This window comes from Aureliella helgolandensis (assembly GCF_007752135.1).
GTDB classification, from domain to species: Bacteria; Planctomycetota; Planctomycetia; order Pirellulales; family Pirellulaceae; genus Aureliella; species Aureliella helgolandensis.
Map to the genome: position 1 here is coordinate 5,227,320 of NZ_CP036298.1, position 18,662 is coordinate 5,245,981.

Below are 18,662 nucleotides of genomic sequence, written 5' to 3' on the forward strand. Positions count from 1 at the left end.
GGCGTGCAACCTGAAATTCGCCGGGTGCGGCAATGGATGCGCTAGGCACCCACCTTCTATCGCACCGAATCTTCCCAGGGGCAACGATTCCGTTTCAGCCGACCAACCACTCCAGTGTCCAGCCATGGAGCGTCCCGCCACCGTGATCCGAGCATTTAAAATACTCGGAGCACGTATCGTTCGGCGTCGCCCGAAACTAAAGCAACGTCTCGAGCAGGAGTCGCAATTTACGCAATTCCCCCCGCTGTTCGAACTCTTTCATGGGAGCCATCTGAATACTGAGCGCCTGCGAGTAACCCGCACGCTGCAGCATCAGCACAAATTTCCCGTACTCAATCTCGCCTTGCCCGACCCTCACTTGCAATTGATCCGCTTTGGAATCTCGCAGGTGGACGTGAAACACGTATGGCATGATGCGATCCAAACTTTTGGCCGCATGAGGACCGCAGTGATAGTGGCTGGGATCAAAGGTCAGACCAAGTCCCTTCACATTGTCACATAAGACCTTGACGGTATCTGGATCTTCACTGAGTCGACCAATCTGACTCTTCATAGCGACCCGCACCCCTTCGTCGGTTGCAAGGTCGACGAGACGCTGTAAGCGTTCAACCTCTTCGTTGAAGGGCGTCCCCAGCTCTCCCGAGGGAACCGTCAACGTTACAACTTTCGTCGCCTTGCCCAGTCGGCAGATCGCCGCAAACTGATCGTAGAACGCTTCGCCTTGGGCGTCGATGTGCACGTCATAGCTGCACACCTCCAGGCGGTGACTGCGTCGCGCTAAATGGACGGCTTTGTCGAAATTGTCGTCAATCCGACTGGGGCTCAACGGAGTCCCATCCTCGCGTAACGCGATTTCGACTGTGGTAAATTCAAGATCGACAAAGGCCTCTACCACTTCGGGCATCAGCAAGTCGGGATAACAATCCGTTGAAACAGCAACATACACGGCTGAACTCCTCTCAGCGACCGAACTAATTCACAGAAACATGGCGTGCTTTCAGCCGTTCGCTGGTAGGCAACGAGCAACGCATGTATTTTTGCTAGCATCTATATAAGCGGCTCGCATGCACCAACTCTAGCAAACCACGCTGACCAGGGCCACGTAGAAAGCTAGATTAAGGCTCTGCAAGCCGATCCTAGAATAACTTGAGCTAGAGATCCCAAGGGTATCGCTCCAGCCCCAAAGCCGCAACATCCCGTGACCTCCCCCAAGCCGCAATTTACCCAGTATTTCTACTAGGCCAGGCCGGTCAAAACTCCGTCGCCGCAGAAGTCGGGGTTCCCGAAGGAGTCGACGTCGTGCCCCATGGCCTGACAGAAGGTCATTAGCAGGCGGTTGTGAGATACCGCCCCGAAGTCCATCGCACGTCCCATCTGGAATCCGAGTCCCCCTCCGACCAGTACGAACGGGATGTTGTTGCGCGTGTGGGAATTTCCCTTTCCTAGTTCATTCGTCCAAACCAATGTTGTGTTGTCCAACATCGATCCTTCACCACCAGGCTCCGGCGTAGCCGCCAAACGCTTGGCTAAGTACGCGACTTGTTCGCAGTACCAAGTGTTGATGCGAATCAACTTTTCGTAGGCGTCTTCGTTGCTATCGGGCTCGTGGGATAGCCCGTGATGCCCCTCTTCAATCCCCAACCAACGCATGCGGGGTTGTCCCACGCTGTTCGTGATTTGGAACGATGCAACGCGTGCAAAGTCGGCCGCAAAACTATTGACCAGCATGTCCATCTGCATGCGAGTGATCAGAGGGATATTGTCATTGACCTCTTCAATGTTGGGCGGCAGCTCGGGAACCTTGTGGCCTGCGTCACGCTGGGCTGAATCTCCAGGTTCTGATTTGCGGGCATGCAATTCTGTTTGCAGTTCCAATTCAATCTCGCGCACCATAGCCACGTGATCTTGGAGCATCCTGCGATCCTCGGCCCCAATCAATCTTTCCACCCGACGAAAATCTTCCGACAAGTCATCCAGGACGCTGGCCAGCAATTCCCGGTTCTTCGTCTGACCATAGAGCTTGTTAAACATTTGGTAGGGATTGTCGATCGGCGCCACCGGCTGGTTGGCTCCCGCATAGGACATTCGCGTCCAGGTATCTGCTCGATCGGGAACCATGACCCCCATTTCGATCGACCCGAATCGCGTCTGCGTCTCGGCATTGGCTTGCAACTGATTCTTCAAATACTGGTCGACCGAGATTCCCATCGACCAACCAGCTGGCGTATCGGACCCACCCTGAATATCCCCAGGAAACAACTCGATCCCGGTCAGCAAGCAACCGATTCCGCGCATGTGACCATCGCCATCTCCCTTGATCTGATTGCACATTCCGTGCATCGTCATCACTTGCGACTTCACCGATTCCAGCGGAGCCAAAATCCGTTTTAGCGTAAAATCTTTGCCAGGTTCGTCGGGCCAGAAATGATCTGGAATCACGCCGTTGGGACTGAAGATAAACACCAAACGCTGCTTGCGACGCGCTGGCTTGCCGGACGCAGTAGCCAAACTCGGAAGATTGAGCATCAAATTTGCAGCCGCAGCACTAATCCCTGCAGACTTTAAAAACCGGCGTCGATTGGCGAGTGTCGTCATCGAATCGTATCCTGGCGAGGCGTAATGGGGAGGGTAGGTGGTGGGACAATTCAACTCTATTGAACGCAGCCTTGCGCCCCCACGCATCGCGCCATGGAAGCCGCAAGTGAAAATCTCCGCCCTATTGGCAGTTCGCCAATACCGGTGGATATCTACGTTCACTAAGGTTGGCTTGCTATTCAGCGGTATCGGGGGTCTGCTGGGCAGGCTCCCGTTCTCTTGCCGCATCCTCTGCGGCCATGACCGCGATTTCAACAATCAACTGGCGGATGCTGAAATCACTTTCACGAAACGTGGTGGTCAATTCCTCTAAGGCGGTCGGCCGAAGTGCCGCTGGCGGTTGCTTCACAAAGTGCTGAAAGGCTTTGCTGACAAACGCCCGCTGGGCGTCCTCGCTCTCGGTGAGGAAAGCAGAGAGGCCCGCCGCGTCAATGAATTCTACCGTTTTTCCAGACCGAATTGTATAGCTTCCCTGGGAATTGATCGGCTTTTGTTTTTCATCGACACGAAAACGTCCAACCGCGTCATAATTTTCCAGCGTAAAACCAAGTCCGTTGATCTTCACATGACAAACCTGGCAACTTTCCGGGCTTGTTTGCAATGCAACACGTTCACGGGTCGTCAAATCGGGATGCAAATCGGGGCTCAACGGCGTAAACGCCTCATTCGGGGGGCGAAGTGTTCGTCCCAGCACATAGCGAATAAGAAACACCCCGCGGTGGATGGGAGAAGTACTATCGTGATAGGCCAGGCCGCTCATCAAATAGGGGTGGGTTAAGAGGCCAAACCGGTGCTGATCGTCGGCTACACTACGCTGCAGTTGGCTGTGGCGGACGGAGTCCCATTTTAGCCCCACAAGATGCTTGGCCCCTTGTTCCCCCCCCGTTGCCTCAGAATCGTCGGCTGCAGATTCCTCAGCTGCGGGCGGTGAATCACTGCCTGGCTCTGCTTGGCTCTGCAAGTCAGCTGCCGGCGCCTCGTCCACGCGAGCAGTCGCAGGTTGCCATGTCTCACCATAGAAATTTGCTAGCCGGGGCGTTGTAAATGCCCAATCCGCGTTGAACAGTTGCCGATAGTCGTCCGACTCGCCCCAGACAACCTCTTCCAAAAACAAGTCCAACGACCGCTGCAGATCGACCGCCAATTCCTTGTCAAATCCAGGAAATAACTCGTCGCTCTTGGACAGTTCCTGAAGATGAGCCAAATTCAGCCATTCGATCATCATCTCGTGAGTCTTGGCATAGACCCGATAGTCTTGCAGATGCCCCCACACGTAATTACGAATCTGCTCCCGCGTTGCAAACTTTTGTTCCGCAACCAGTTTGAGTAGCGTCTTGTCGGTGGGCAGAGAATCGTACAGCACAAGTGCCAAGCGATTGGCAGCGCGTCGCGATGGAGTGCAATCACCATCCAACGTCGGATACAAGAACAGTGGTGATTTGAGACACAACAACACCACTCGCTTAATCGCTTCTGCATCCCCCGGTTCAGCATCAACCTGCCGCTCTACATGCCGCTGCCGCAGGTCATCCGTCAGCTCTCGTCGAAAGGCGGCTTGGACAATCTCCGCTAAAAAGTTCTTGAGTTGCTGGCGATTCTCATTGGGTTCCTTGCGATGACGCCGTTCGTACTCAGGCCATAATTCAGCGGCAGCAATTTCGGCAAACTCCACTGCGGCCATGGTCGTCGACTCATCCCACGCCCGGTTCACCGCAATCCCTCGTTCGAAGCCGTAACTGCGGTCGTCCGGCGGCAATTCCGCCTGAAGCGCATAGCTTGGCGGGGCCCACTCGTGGACGAGATTACGCGTGGGAATCACCTGTTCGATACCATCTGGGGGCACCCATCGCAGCGAGAATCGCGCTGGTGGAATTTCGGTTTTTCGGTCGCGTTGAACAAACGCGATCGAGATCGGATAGACCCGCCCCGCCACCAGCGTCATCGCCCGACGAAACTCCGTTTTCTCACCCGACTGGACGTGGTTGTCAATCAACTGCCGACCTCGGCGGCCGAAATCAAGCGTAAAGGAGCAGGTGCTATCGACGACGAGCTCATAGCGTCCAGTGACATCCGCCACGACGCCCCCCTCCCACTGAATCGCAAAGGATTTCGCTTCAATGCCCTCGCCGGGGCTGTCATGCCCAAAATCAAAGTCGAGGAAGGGATCAATGCGCTCGATTTTTCGATTTTCATCGCGGCGACGATCCCCCGCAAAATACTCAGCCTTCAGACCATGTTTATCGCTTGCTCGGGTCACGCCATCGAATAGCGCGTAGAGGTCAGCAATACTCTGCTGCAATTGATTGGCAGTTAAGCGCGCCAGCGCTTGCCTTGGTGGACGATTGCGGAGCTGAGCCGCTTCACTGTAGAAAGCGAAGTGGATGTACTCGGCTACCGCAGCCGCTTCCTCGCCGACGCACGCCTCGGGTTCCCCCTCAGGCATGGTATCGATAATTAGCTGAGCCAACTGTCCACTCGAATCATCACCTACCAAAGCGTTCGGGTAGGCACCTTCGACTCCCTCGCCGACCGCTCCATGACAGTCCGCACAGCTGGCTCCATAAATCGACTTTCCCAACTGGAGTTGAGGAGAGAGTTCCGCTTCCACCTCGCTGGGGACCGTCGACGGGATGGGCGTTGCTTGAGCCTCACCCTCATCTGCTCGAAGCAGCGGAGCGTGCAGCGCAACGATCAAAAGCAGACTAGCCAGTTGCAGAAGGGACTCAGGACGTTCTTTTCGCATCATACACACAGCGTTGAGGTTAGTAGGATAGGGCTGCAACTCCAGAGCTAAGTGCGAAATCGCAGCAAACGCGCGAGGAGCACCGCCTTGCCGCCGAGCATGCAAACCGTCAGCTTCAGGTAAGCCAACGCGACGGGCTATGCAATTCTCGAAGGGAAAAGCGATCGCTGCAATTGGGGTAGGTTCTCACGAGGTGAGGTAAAGGTGCAGCATCGCCCACATACTAGTGGGGGAGGTAGGCTGAAGGTCCTTACTTTGCCATTCGGACTTTCACTCCAGCCATTATACCCAAGAGCACAGCTGAATTCCATTCCGCGCTCCCGAACCACCAGGAACCGCAAGCAGGCACCTTCCGATCGTTGCAAGCGGGGGACGCAGTTCATTTACCACGTCTCTGCCGGTCGCCAATGGAGTCGGTGAACGCCCCCTCAAACCAGAGTATCCCGTAAAGACCGGTTCTCGAGATGGTCCCAGTCGCCCAGCCGACCAATCTCGCGAGGCACCGTGGGGGGACGGGGGACAACCGGAGAGACCACAGACAATCTGGTCAGGAACCGATCGCACAGACTCATCTCGCCCTCAAGGGGTCTATCCGTGCTCCGTATCTACAGGGGAGGCTGAGCTACGGAAGTGGGCGGTGTTGCTAGGGCACTTGGCCTAAAGCACAAACGGACAGGCGGCAGTGCCGCCTGCTGGCAGGTTGCCGCACAGGAGTAGCACGATGACTATCGACGTTGCCAGTGTGGCTAAACCGCAACAGCGCACTAAGCCTTGATGCGTCCATCCTCCAGATGGATGGTGGAATCGCACGCGGCGGCGATCGATTCATCGTGCGTCACCATGACGATCGTCAGGCCACGCTCTCGGTTGAGTTCAGCCAAGAGGTCGAGGATTTGGGCGCCGGTCTCTCGATCGAGGTTCCCCGTAGGCTCATCGGCTAGCAGCAAATCAGGTTCAGCAATCAAGGCTCTGGCGATAGCTGCCCGCTGCATCTCTCCACCGGAGAGTTCGCGTGGCTTGTGGTGCATGCGATGCGCGAGGCCCACACGTGTCAACAACTCCGTGGCGCGTTTCTTGATCTGCGCCCGATTCTTGAGATAGCCAAAGAAGCCTTCTTGAATCATCATCGGCATCAGAACATTCTGATAAGCCGAGACTTCGGGCAACAGATGATAAAACTGGAAGATCATCCCCAATTGATTATTGCGAAATCGATCGCGGCGGCGTCGCGGGAGCTGATCAATCCGTTCGCCATCAAAGTAGATCTCTCCAGCATCAGGCGCATCGAGTGTACCGAGCAGATGCAACAGAGTACTCTTGCCGGATCCACTTTGCCCAAGGATAGCTGTAGTCCTACCCGCCACCGCCGTAAAATCGCAGCCCTTCAGTACGGGAACCGCATGCTTGTTCTTGCGATAGGTCTTGTAGAGCTGCCTTGCTTCTAGGACGTAGGGAGTCGCCAGTTTCAAAGGTGTACGGCCGCTACTGGACTGCGACTCCACACCCTCGCCCGGCACGGGTGCTTCATTAAAATCGACCCGTCGACGTGGTTGTACGGCACCTGTGGGATTGGAATCCATTTTCAGTTCACTATTCATAACGAAGGGCCTCGACGGGGTGCATGCGCGCGGCGCGGATGGAAGGGAGAACACTTGCCATGACAGCGATCAACACTGCCCCAATCACGACCCAAACCACCATTGCAGGATGGACGATTGTGGGGATAGTATCGAAGTAATACACGGTGGGATCAAACACTTCTCGTCCGGTGATGCGTTCTAACACATCCGCGATGTTGTTGATGTAAGCAACAAAAACTAAACCAGCCACTGCGCCTACGCCGGCTCCAAAGGCGCCCAGCAGGACTCCGTAGCCCAAAAAGATGGTGGCGATGCCACTGCCGCTTGCGCCCAACGATTTCAACACGCCAATGTCCTTGGTCTTTTCCACCACAATCATAAAAAAGGTGGCCAAAATCCCAAATCCTGCGACGGCAATAATCAGAAACAACAAGATATTCAGGATGGTGGTTTCCATCTCGACTGCGGCCAGAAGTGCGCCTTGCAGGTCCCGCCAGGTGTTGACTTGAATGCCAAGCTGGATTGGGAACTTTGCGCGAAGTTTATCGCGAACTAAATTGAGATCGGCCCCGTCTCTCAACTTGAGCTGAATCGAGCTGATCGCTCCTTGCATGCCGCGATGGCGTTGAAGAGTTTCCAGAGGTACGAATGCAAAGGTCGCATCGTACTCGCTCATCTTGCTCTCGTAAAAATCGACGACGGTGAACCGTGAATTGATCGCTCTAGGTGTCGAGCCCGCCGAGGGGAAAGTAACTTGAACATCATCGCCTGGCTGGGCAAAGTAATAGTCGGTGACCTCCCCACCAGCGTTGCGGTAGCGGGTCGAACCAATACTTATACCAAGGACGATCCCTTCGTGTTGATCAACTTCGGGATCAAACTTGCGAGCTTCACCACCACCGGTAGAAACCACTGCGTCAAACTGTGGAGCCAAGGCCGGCGCGCCACTGGAGGAAGTCTCAACCGCCAACGGCTCCGCCGTTTCCGCAGATGGGGAAAGCCCTGCAGGAATCTCCGGGAACTCGATAGTCGACGCCAGTAGTGAGCTGTCCTCGCCGCTGACGGGCTCTTGATCGGTACCGACGGTCGAGGACGTTGAGTTCGATAAGCCATCCAGATCAGCTGGCGGTACTCGCGACGGTCGTCCATCAACGACCGCTACTTCATCCAGCATGCTCCTGAGCTCTTCGTTGCGTTTTTTTTCGGATTCAATCTGTTGAGTAAGTGCGGCCAACTGCTTTTTGCGTGCAGCCATTGAGCGGCGATACTCCCAACCCGACTTGGGGAAATCGGGACGGTCGACACCATATCCCGATTCACGCAACACGAAATCCAGTTGCTTTCGGTTGTCGGGATGCATCAAAAATTTGCTGAAATCGCTGACCTTGGAATAGGTGTCGGTATCGATCCCAATCAGGTTAATCTGCTGGGTCCGCGTCTCACCACGATGGTCAATTGAGACCATGGCAGGAACGTGGACGACGGCTGTCAAGCCGACCAGATCATCACCGACCGTTTGCCGGATCTCTTGCTGAATGGCGTAGTGATTTCCAATTCCATTGGTGTTCTGGCTCTCGACAACCACATCCGACAAAATGCCATGCATCCTGTCTTGCATTTCAGTGGTGAAGCCGTCCATCACACTATTGACGACGATCAACGTCGCTACACCAAGCATGACGCTGATCACAGAAGCTAAGGCGATGTAACGCGTGCGGAGATATCGCCAACATAAGAGCCATCGGTACATTCAGCCATCCTTAGCTGTGAAGTCGTCCAATCCAGTTTTACTTCAGATAGGGCAGGAGACGCCAAATGCGAATTTCACCAGCTATCGAAGCGTTGAGGGCACACTGGCCTGCAACGCGAAGTCTAGCTAGATTTTCTGCCTAGGCAAACGGCAATCTTCTCCAGAGCGACTGTAAAAAACGGACCATTCCGGCTGGAATTAAGGAAATATCGGGAACGCTCGGAGTCTGGGCAATCTTACCAGCCCAAACGGTCTCTGTGTTCGACAAACAGCCTGCTGCAGAATTACCGGCAACGACACGGCGTGGTACGGTGAGTTGATGGGCGGCAGGTCACTAGCCAACTAACCAACTACCCAACATCGCTCAATTCCAAACCGGGAGTCTCAGGAGGCCGGGTCTTGCTGCTCCGTCCCTAGAGTTCGCCGCGCCGCCTCGGGTAGTGCCCTTCGATAGCCGGCCCATGAAGAGCAAGCGTCGAGCATGGCGAGGAGAATGCAACCCAACAGCATTACAACGATAGCGCACCACAGCAGCATCCACCCTTGGCCGTGAGGAACCAAACCGGCAGTGGCAATCAATACTCCAATCACAGCAATGAGCCAATTGTTCAACCAACGCACCCAATGCTGGACTTTGGCCCAACGAGCGATCGAACGCCGAGAATCTTCGGCGAGTTCCCCGTCACTCGACCAATCGGGCGTCTGCAAACGCGACAGCCCAAAACTACATGCGAGCAGCAAGCCGCCCCCGGTCAGGCAAAAAAGTAATTCCAACACCAACTCCCTTTTCATATTGCGAGACAGGTTGCATGCCATTGGAACATAACTACTGGGGCCGCTGGAGCGGAACGAACGCTAAATCCCAGAAGATGCCACGATTTATCCCTCCGCCACTCCAATTGCCAGCATTTCCCCACCGCGATAGGTGCCACCCATCTACCGCCGTATGCTAGCGTTCCTCAAGTCGGCGGCGGGGACAGTGCACAACTTCCTATGCTTGCAACCAACGAAACCGCGCCATTCCGTTCTAAATCCATTGCATGCAAAGCTAGTCGGTGGATGGCACCTTTCACTGCGTTTTCCAAATGCTGGCATTTCACATTAGCGCGATAGGTGCCATCCACTTACAGGGTAGCGCGATAGGTGCCACCCATCTATCGCCGTATGCTAGCGTTCCTCAAGTCGGCGGCCGGGACAGTGCACAACTTCCTATGCTTGCAACCAACGAAACCGCACCATTCCGATCTAAATCCATTGCATGCAAAGCTAGTCGGTGGATGGCACCTTTCACTGCGTTTTCGAAATGCTGGCATTTCATATTAGGGGCACCCCACTACGCTTGCTCGCCTCTCCTCGCGGAAATTCGGCAAACTTTGCCGGTTAGGCTGATTGTGCGGAAGAGGTTTCGTCGATGAATAGATTGGGGTGGAGGACTGCGCAATCTCTTGCGCAGATAAGTAGGCTCGAATGGTTCGATCACTGCAGAGAATTAGCTGCTGGCAAGCTCGATATCGACTTGGTCTGGGGGTGGTATGCGCGGCAGTCATGCTGTGCCAAACGGGCTTGGCAGAGACGCGGCATCTCCGTGGAGTCCAACCACGTGCTTTACGTCCGGCTGCAATGCCTCGCGCCAACACTCCAGTGGAGGCGAATGCTGTCAGCCAAGCCGCTTTCGCACAGTCGATCGTCCTTGATAGTTCCGATACGGCAGCTACCAGTATCGCGCCGAGCGCTAGCAGCTTTAACGGGATGGAGGTCCAGCTGGAGCCCGTACCGCATCAGACTGCGATGCACGGCGCGCACAGCACCACGGGATGTGACAGCTGCGGAATGAATGTTGGCTGCTGCTGCAATCCCGCTGGCTGGTTGATGGACTGGAATCGATCTGAGGTCTGGGCTGGTGTCACGAGTTTCACCGGAGGTGGCGCGTTCCCTGCCACTGCAGCGGGTACTGCCGGACAGCCTGGTGGCGCTTTCGGTTTCCAAGAAGGATTCAATTTCGGCACGCGCTTGCCTAGCCTATTGCGTGGGCAGCTCGGCTCCCAACTCGGCATGCGATTTACGCAATCGCAACTTGACGGCACCACTGCTGGTCCAGACAACCGCACTCAGTTGTTCCTAACGGGTGGACTGTATCGCCGCGTGGACTACGGATTCCAGGGAGGGATCGTCGTTGACTTCCTCCGTGACGATTGGGTCTATCGCGCTGACTTGCTGCAGATTCGAGGCGAGCTAAGCTTCCTGCTGTCGCCGTATCATGACCTTGGTTTCCGCTTCTCGGACAGTCAAAAAACGGAGCAGACAAGTGCTACACTGCTGGGAACGCCGTCCCCGATCGACATCGAATTGACCGCGATGAATACCTACCGCTTCTTCTATCGATACCGATTCGGGCAAGGCGGGAGAAGCATGGCGGAATTGGCCGCAGGCTGGACCGACTCCGCTGGAGCGATCTTGGGAATGCATTTGAAGATGCCATTGCAAAGCGAGTTGGGACTCGACCTGGGAGCAACTTACGTGTTTCCGCCCAACGATTCGTTAGTTCCCTATTCCGAAGAAAGCTGGAATCTATCCATGGCTCTCGTGTGGACGCCCGGCAGAGCTTTTGGAACCAGCCGAGACTACTACCGTCCCATGTTTGATGTTGCAGACAACGGCAGTTTCATCTCACGCCGAGTCTCCCCGTAACGTCCCGCGGCAGCCGACGCCCAAGCCGACCAGCTGCGAAGTGGTGTCTCCGCGGCCCACGAGCCAATCGAACGCCGCATCGCTCTCTGTCTAGGGGCGCACAGCTGGCAGCGAACTTGCTTAGCCAACGTGTTTAATCCTCCTGGCGTCAGCGAGTTTTGCGGCCTCGCCAATACGAAATCAACAGCCGCTCGCAGCCGGTCTCTCCAACAGCAATTATCACCGTGCAGTCCAGTCCGCCACCACTGGGGGCTGAATCCGGTCGGTTGGTGTGCATGAGCCGCAGTCGATGCCATTCATTCAAAACCATTCATTCAAAAATGGAATCCCACCAATCCTGGGCTGCAAAACGGTCGTAGTGTTGTGTGAACAACTATTCGATCCCTGAGGATTTGTGTATAGTCCCTATTCTATCCTCCTCTCCAAACATTGCCTTGCTATCTATGCCTCCCTTGTATTTAGCGATCTTCCTTTGCTTCGGAGCTTTTGCCTTAGCTCTGCTCGATATCTTCGTCCCCAGCGGAGGGTTGCTATTGGTGCTTGCTGGGCTCGCCGCCCTGGCATCCATCCTCTTTGGCTTTCAAGCGGGCATGTACGGTGGCATGCTTATGCTGACTCTGGTAGCTACGGCAGTGCCCCTGTTCGTTGTCTTGGCGATTCGTATCTGGCCCCATACTCCCATTGGCCGCCGCGTAATCCTAAAGCTACCCGAGTTGGCAAACAAGAAAGTTGGGTATTGGGCACCTGCTCCGCAAGAAGCTTTGGTGGGCTGTGTGTTTGTGGCGGAGAGCGAGCTACTCCCAAGCGGCCAAGTGCGCGTCGGCCATCGACACTACAATGCGATCGCTGAAAGTGGCATTATCGAGACTGGGCAGCATTTCAAAATCATTGCGTACCGCGAACGCAACTTGATTGCTCGGCTCACCAGCGAGCCTGTCACCCCAGTTGCCGAACTACCTGCGGAGTTGACGGGTTTAACACCGACCCACAACGCTAGGCCTCTAGCCCAACCCGCACCATCCCCGGAGAGTCTGCTAGACCGACCGGCAGAGGAACTGGGGCTCGACTCGCTTGACGAATCCTCCAGTGGATCCTAGCGGGGCGCTGGCCGGTGCGAGGATGTTGCCAACGACGGCCGGTCAAGCATGCCCTTGATTTCCTCACCAGCCCATTGCATCCCCCAGGGAAATCCAAAGTTGCCTTGGAGACTCCGCGTGCTGGCAGGCACTCACACTCGGGAAAATTCTGATGCCAAACTCTGTTCCGTGAGCACGACTACCAGACTACCCCGAGCACGGGCACGACGACTGTATTAAAAGGCGGCGAAACCGCAGCCATCACCCGCCCGCTCGCTGAGTGAAGAAAATGTACCGGGCGTTGTTGAATGAGAGCGCATCCGCCACAATAAACCAGCTGCATCCTTTGGTTTGTGATGTCCCTCCAGTCGTTCGACTCAATTTTTATCTTCCGGCGAATCAAGCTCACCATGCTACATACAACTCTACTCCATCCGGAAATCCTCAAGTGCTGCGCCCAAGCGGGGCATCATTCCAAGATTTTGATTGCCGACGGTAATTACCCCGCTGCATCCAAAATCGGTCCTCGAGCTCAGTTGGTCTCCTTACAGCTGATGCCCGGAATTCCCACGGTCGCGCAGGTCTTAAAAGCGATCTTGAGCGAAGTGCCGATTGACGTGATTAACACTATGGGAATCGAGCCAACGGACGAGTATGCGTCGGCGGGGGATCCTCCTGTGTGGAACGAGTTCCGACAAATACTGAAGGATGCCGGTTCGACGCGCCAGCTAGAGCCGATCGTTAAGTGGGATTTTTATGACGCGGTTGAATCGGGCGATCACGTCTTGACCATCCAGACAGCCGATCAAGCATTGTGGGCCAATCTACTGCTGAGTGTTGGTGTCCGCACGCCAGCTTAGAACCGCCCCGTAATACATCCATCGAGCAATCACGAAAATCGAGCAATCTATGCAACGCAGACGACTAGGAAAAACAGATTTAGACTTGCCAATTCTTGGCTTTGGCGCTTCATCGCTGGGGGCCGAGTTTCGGGGAGTTTCACTAGACGATGTGTTTGCGTCGGTGAAAGTTGCGTTGGAGTTGGGGATCAACTTCATCGACACTTCAGCTTTCTACGGGCGTGGCATGAGCGAAGTGCTGCTCGGCGTTGCGCTTAAAGAGGTACCGCGCGACAGCTACAATATATGCACCAAGCTTGGTCGATTCGACCTCGAACATTTTGATTTTTCGGCGCGGCGGGTTGCGGAAAGCGTCGATGTTTCGCTGCATCGCTTGGGTTGCGAGTACTTAGACATCGTGCTTTGCCACGACATCGAATTTGTCCCCCTGCAGCAAATCATTGACGAGACCTTGCCCGCGTTGCGCAAGCAGCAAGCTGCCGGTAAAGTCAAATACATTGGTGTCAGCGGCTATCCGCAAAAGATTTTCCACAAAATCCTCGAGCAAACCGAGCTCGATTGCGTGATGAGCTACAACCAGTACACGCTGCAGAACACGCGATTCGCGGACGAAACCATTCCCCTGCTCAAGGAGAAGGGAGTGGGGGTGATGAACGCGGGGCCCTTCAGTGCTCGCCTGCTGACGAACGCCAAGCTACCCGACTGGTTTCGTGATCCCAAGGAAGTCCAAGACGCTGCTCGCCAAGCGGCGGAGCATTGCACCCGTAAAGGTGTCGACATCGCAGAGCTCGCCCTGCAGTTCTGCTTGCAGAATGAGGATATCGCAACCACTGTCGCCGGCAGCGCCAATCCCAAAAACATTCGCAAGTGGGCCGAATGGGCGCGCAAGCCAATCGATCAAGAGCTGTTGGCCGAAGTCCAAGCTATCTTTGCACCGGTCCGCAATGTTGGACACCAAGAGGGGCTTCCGGAAAACAACTAGCCGGTACGGCGCCATAGCAGAGCTAACTTGCGCGGCAGCGCTCCCGCCTAGAGCGGAAGTACGTCGTGCGGCTAGCGGTGGAGCGAATTCTGCAACTTGGCAGATCTAGTCCATACAACTCATTGCACCACGACGCCGACGCGGCTTGTTGATTTTACAACCCGCCGCGTGGCGATTGGCGTGCTAGCTCCCCTACCGAATTCACTTGCGCCTAATGAATGGCCTCTGCGACCATGGGGACTGACTCCCGATCTGAAGCGATCGTAATGATCTTCAGTCGGTCGATCAACTCTTGGGTCAACTGCGACGCTTCATAGCGCCACCCCCAATTGCCATGCGCCTTGCCAGGCACGTTCATTCGAGAGTCATCATCGAGCCCTAGAATGTCTTGGAGCGGGATAATGGCCAAATCAGACGGCGAGCGCAGCACCATCGAGATGAGCTGCCAGTGGTAGGGCATCCCAGAGCGAATCGGGTCTTCCAAGTACCCTTGGAGGATATCCTCGCCCGCTGCACGACCTTCGCGTTCTTTCAACCAACCGACGATCGTGCTGTTGTCATGAGTCCCGGTGTATGCGGCACTATTCTCGGGATAGCTCTCCGGGCGGTGGAACAGATCGTCAGCGCTATCGAAGCCGAATTGGAGGACGCGCATGCCTGGGAACCCAAGCTGCTCGCGGAGCTCGTGCACCGCTTCGGTAATCATCCCGAGATCTTCCGCAACGATGGGAAGTTCCCCCAAGGCGCGACGAGCCGCATCAAAGGGAGCTTTTCCAGGACCGGGAGCCCATTTGCCATTCACGGCCGTCTTAGCATCTGCCGGAACCTCCCAGTAGGCCTCAAATCCACGAAAGTGGTCAATCCGCAGTATGTCGTATAACTGGAAGGCCATACGAAAGCGGTTGGTCCACCAACGGTAGTCGGTCTGCTCCAACGCCTTCCAGTTGTAGAGGGGATTTCCCCACAATTGCCCCGTCTTACTGAAGTAATCGGGAGGCACGCCAGCGACCACCGTCGATTTCCCACCTTCGTCTAGGCAGAACACCTCTTGGTTGGCCCAGACATCGGCACTACCGTGGGCGACAAAAATCGGCATATCCCCAAACAGCTGCACGCGATTGGCGGCCGCGTACGCTTTCAGCTTGTTCCACTGTTGGAAGAACAAATATTGTACATATTGCTCATATTCCACCTCCTTGGAAAGCTGCTCACGCCAGCGTCCAAGCGCCGCGGAATCGCGTGTCACCAATTCGGTTGGCCAGGAGCACCAATCGTCATTGCCAAAATGCTGCATGAGCGCCGCAAACAGGCTGAAGTCGTCGAGCCACCATTTATGCGTAGTGCAAAACGCTTCAAACTCATCGAGTTCACTGCAGCCGGCTTGGCCAAGAAAGAACTCGAACGATTCTCTCAGCAATTCGTTTTTGATATTCCGTGCATGTACAAAATCAGCCTGCCGTGGCGACTCATCCGAGTTCTCGATGTGCTGTAAAGCACCACTCGGCAGGAAACCGTCCGCAACCAACAACTCGGGGCTGATGAGCACCGGGTTGCCTGCAAAGGCTGAATAACAACTGTACGGAGATTCGCATTGAATCGTCGGACCAATGGGCAGCAATTGCCAAATTCGCTGTCCCGACTGGACTAAAAAATCGACGAAGCGATACGCGCCACGCCCCAAATCACCTACACCGTAAGGACTTGGGAGACTAGTGACGTGCAGGAGAACTCCTGAGGCTCGTTCAAATTGAGACACGATGCAGCTTCCTTTTCACGTTTTAGGCGTGGGGCACGGGTTGAACATTCCAAATTTCGTCTGCGTACTGGGCAATGGTTCGATCACTGGAGAACCAACCGCTACTGGCTGAATTGAGGATACTCATTTCATTCCAGTGCTCTTGGTCCTTGTAAGCTTCATTCACTGCTTGCTGTGCGTCGATGAAACTGCGGAAATCAGCGATCGTCAGCCACTGGTCTTGTGGGTTCCGTAGACCACTCAAGAGCACATCAAAAATACCAGGCTCACCCACGTTGAACACTCCCCCTTCCAACATTTCCATCACACGGCGAATGTCGGAATCCGCAGCAATCAACTCATTGGGGTTGTAATTTTGACGCGTTACCGGGACTTCCGCCGCATCGAGTCCGAAGAGGAAGAAGTTCTCGGCTCCTGCCTTTTCACGAATTTCAATATTGGCTCCATCAAGGGTACCAATCGTGAGAGCTCCATTCATCATGAACTTCATGTTGCCAGTACCCGACGCTTCTTTTCCAGCGGTCGAGATCTGCTCCGAGAGTTCGGTACCGGGACAAATGATTTCCATGGCCGACACGCGGTAGTTCGGGAAGAAGACCACTTTCAACAAGTCGCCGACCCGCTCGTCATTGTTGACGACATTGGCGACGTTATTGATCAGCTTGACAATCAATTTCGCGATAAAATAACCAGGGGCCGCCTTGCCACCGACGAGCACGCAGCGTGGAATCATACCCTCGCTGTCTCCACGGCAGATGCGATCGTAGAGATGCACCACGTGGAGCAAGTTGAGCAACTGTCGCTTGTATTCGTGGATCCGCTTAACCTGCACATCGTAAATCGCGTTGGCCGAGAACTGCACACCCGTGTTTTCAAACACGTAATCGGCAAGACGACGCTTGTTTTCCGCCTTCACTGCAGCCCACTTTTTGCGGAAGCTAGCGTCCTTCGCGAGCGGCTTAAGCTGCTCAATGGAGCTCAGATCGGCCTCCCAACTGTCACCAATCGCTTCTGTGATGAGCTTGCGTAGGCCAGGATTGCAGTGCGCTAACCACCGCCGCTGCGTCACGCCGTTGGTCTTATTGTTGAATTTCTCCGGCCACAGCTCATAGAAATCGGCAAATAGGCCACTCTTTAGAAGTTCAGTGTGCAGGGCGGCCACACCATTGACCGAGAAGCAGCCGATAATGGACAGGTAGGCCATGCGAATGTGCGGATTGTCCCCTTCCTCAATGATCGACAAGCGTCGCTTCATATCGGCATCGCCTGGCCAATGCGCCTCGACCTCCTTCAAAAAGCGACGATTGATCTCGAAGATGATTTCAGTCAATCGAGGAAGCAAACGGCTGAAGAGCGCTACCGACCAACGCTCGAGGGCCTCAGGCAGAAGGGTATGGTTGGTGTAGGCCATGGAGCAACTGGCAACATCCCAAGCCTCCTCCCAGCTCATCTGATGCTCATCCATTAAGATTCGCATGAGCTCAGGAACTGCACAAGCTGGGTGCGTGTCATTGAGCTGGAAACAATTTTCCTTACCAAACTTCGTCAGATCCTTGCCATTGTTTTGCTTCCAGTTTGCTATGGCGTCCTGCAAGCTGGCCGAGACCAGGAAATACTGCTGCTTGAGGCGCAGTTCCTTACCATTCTCGCTAGCATCGTTGGGGTAGAGCACCATTGTGATCTGCTCAGCCATATTCTTGGCAGCCACGGCTTCTGAATAGCCACCAGCGTTGAACTCGCCCAAATCAAAGGCATCGGTGGCGGTCGACTTCCACAGACGCAACGTATTGACAGTCTTGTTTCGGAAGCCTGGAATGGGCATGTCAAACGGGACCGCAACCACGTCATGAGTATCAACCCATCGGCTGTGGTGCACTCCATCGGCATCGTAGTACAGCTCCGATCGACCGTAGAATCGCACGCGCCGCGTATCTTCTGGACGCTCAATTTCCCAGGGATTGCCATCACGCAACCAGTGATCCGGATCTTCGACTTGACGACCGTTCTCTAGGCGTTGATGGAACATTCCATACTCGTACCGTATTCCGTAGCCCAAAACGGGCAATTGGAGATTTGCACAGCTATCTAGGAAGCATGCGGCCAATCGCCCGAGACCACCGTTGCCCAGACCTGCATCCAATTCATTTTCAGCAGTTTCTTCAAGCCCCTTGCCATATTCGTGCATCGCCGCACGAGCATCGTCTGTCAGATCAAGGTTATGCACCGAATTGCACAAGGAGCGTCCGATCAAGAACTCCAAGGAAAGGTAAAAAACCTTGCGGCTGGCCTTATCAGCCATTCGCGTTTGCGTCTCCAGCCACTGGCCAACCAAGCGATCGCGGACCGCTAACGCCAACGCGCGATACAAATAGCGCTGATCCGCGTTCTTGACGTGGTGCCCCAGCGTATAGTTCAAATGGCGGCGAACCTCAGTCCCCAGATTTCCCAGTGCGCCGAGTGTGGAGAGTTCGTCTAGAGTTGCAAGTGAAGGATTCATATTTCCCCAGTCAAAGGACTTCTAATCAACGAAATGGCTGTGTTCACGCCTTTGTAAGATTTAGTAATCGGTAGCGATTCGGTAAAATATTAGCCTAGCGAAAACAATTCCGGTCCACCGCATCGCAACGATCCT

Annotated in this window: 12 protein-coding genes; 4 read left to right on the forward strand and 8 right to left on the reverse strand. The window is 55.0% G+C overall.

All coding sequences use genetic code 11. The features are described from left to right. Positions 1–196 precede the first annotated feature (196 nt). From Q31a_RS18220 to Q31a_RS18245, 6 genes are all read right to left on the reverse strand, one after another. Positions 197–946: a sugar phosphate isomerase/epimerase family protein gene (locus Q31a_RS18220; RefSeq protein WP_145081025.1), complete on the reverse strand. Its 750-nt coding sequence runs from the start codon at positions 944–946 to the stop codon at positions 197–199. Positions 947–1,236: 290 nt separating this feature from the next. Next, positions 1,237–2,595: a DUF1552 domain-containing protein gene (locus tag Q31a_RS18225; protein ID WP_145081028.1), complete on the reverse strand. Its 1,359-nt coding sequence runs from the start codon at positions 2,593–2,595 to the stop codon at positions 1,237–1,239. A 175-nt stretch (positions 2,596–2,770) separates the two neighbouring features. Next, complete coding sequence (locus Q31a_RS18230; protein ID WP_145081031.1) at positions 2,771–5,341, reverse strand: DUF1588 domain-containing protein; 2,571 nt, start codon at positions 5,339–5,341, stop codon at positions 2,771–2,773. 761 nt (positions 5,342–6,102) lie between these two features. Next, positions 6,103–6,918, reverse strand: a complete 816-nt coding sequence (locus Q31a_RS18235; RefSeq protein ID WP_145081034.1) for an ABC transporter ATP-binding protein — start codon at positions 6,916–6,918, stop codon at positions 6,103–6,105. Positions 6,919–6,928: 10 nt separating this feature from the next. Beyond that, a complete protein-coding gene (locus Q31a_RS18240) occupies positions 6,929–8,668 on the reverse strand; it encodes an ABC transporter permease (protein ID WP_145081037.1) in 1,740 nt (579 codons plus the stop codon). A gap of 384 nt (positions 8,669–9,052) precedes the next feature. Further along, positions 9,053–9,442 carry a hypothetical protein gene (locus tag Q31a_RS18245; protein ID WP_145081040.1) on the reverse strand — a complete coding sequence of 130 codons (390 nt, stop codon included), beginning with the start codon at positions 9,440–9,442 and terminating at the stop codon, positions 9,053–9,055. Between the two features lie 693 nt (positions 9,443–10,135). Between Q31a_RS18245 and Q31a_RS18250 the strand changes: the two genes are divergently transcribed. The 4 genes from Q31a_RS18250 to Q31a_RS18265 all read left to right on the forward strand — a co-directional run bounded on the left by Q31a_RS18250 (position 10,136) and on the right by Q31a_RS18265 (position 14,274). Then, positions 10,136–11,356: a DUF6666 family protein gene (locus Q31a_RS18250; protein ID WP_145081043.1), complete on the forward strand. Its 1,221-nt coding sequence runs from the start codon at positions 10,136–10,138 to the stop codon at positions 11,354–11,356. A gap of 443 nt (positions 11,357–11,799) precedes the next feature. Beyond that, complete coding sequence (locus Q31a_RS18255; protein ID WP_145081046.1) at positions 11,800–12,453, forward strand: NfeD family protein; 654 nt, start codon at positions 11,800–11,802, stop codon at positions 12,451–12,453. Between the two features lie 389 nt (positions 12,454–12,842). Then, positions 12,843–13,292 carry an RbsD/FucU family protein gene (locus Q31a_RS18260; RefSeq protein WP_145081049.1) on the forward strand — a complete coding sequence of 150 codons (450 nt, stop codon included), beginning with the start codon at positions 12,843–12,845 and terminating at the stop codon, positions 13,290–13,292. 49 nt (positions 13,293–13,341) lie between these two features. Then, positions 13,342–14,274: an aldo/keto reductase gene (locus Q31a_RS18265; protein ID WP_145081053.1), complete on the forward strand. Its 933-nt coding sequence runs from the start codon at positions 13,342–13,344 to the stop codon at positions 14,272–14,274. A gap of 211 nt (positions 14,275–14,485) precedes the next feature. Here the strand turns inward: Q31a_RS18265 and malQ are convergent, their stop codons facing one another. Together malQ and Q31a_RS18275 are read right to left on the reverse strand one after the other, a co-directional pair. Beyond that, positions 14,486–16,030 (reverse strand): 4-alpha-glucanotransferase, encoded by a 1,545-nt coding sequence (malQ, locus tag Q31a_RS18270; RefSeq protein WP_145081056.1) that lies wholly within the window; start codon positions 16,028–16,030, stop codon positions 14,486–14,488. Between the two features lie 22 nt (positions 16,031–16,052). Further along, a complete protein-coding gene (locus Q31a_RS18275; RefSeq protein ID WP_145081059.1) occupies positions 16,053–18,527 on the reverse strand; it encodes a glycogen/starch/alpha-glucan phosphorylase in 2,475 nt (824 codons plus the stop codon). Between the last annotated feature and the right edge of the window lie 135 nt (positions 18,528–18,662).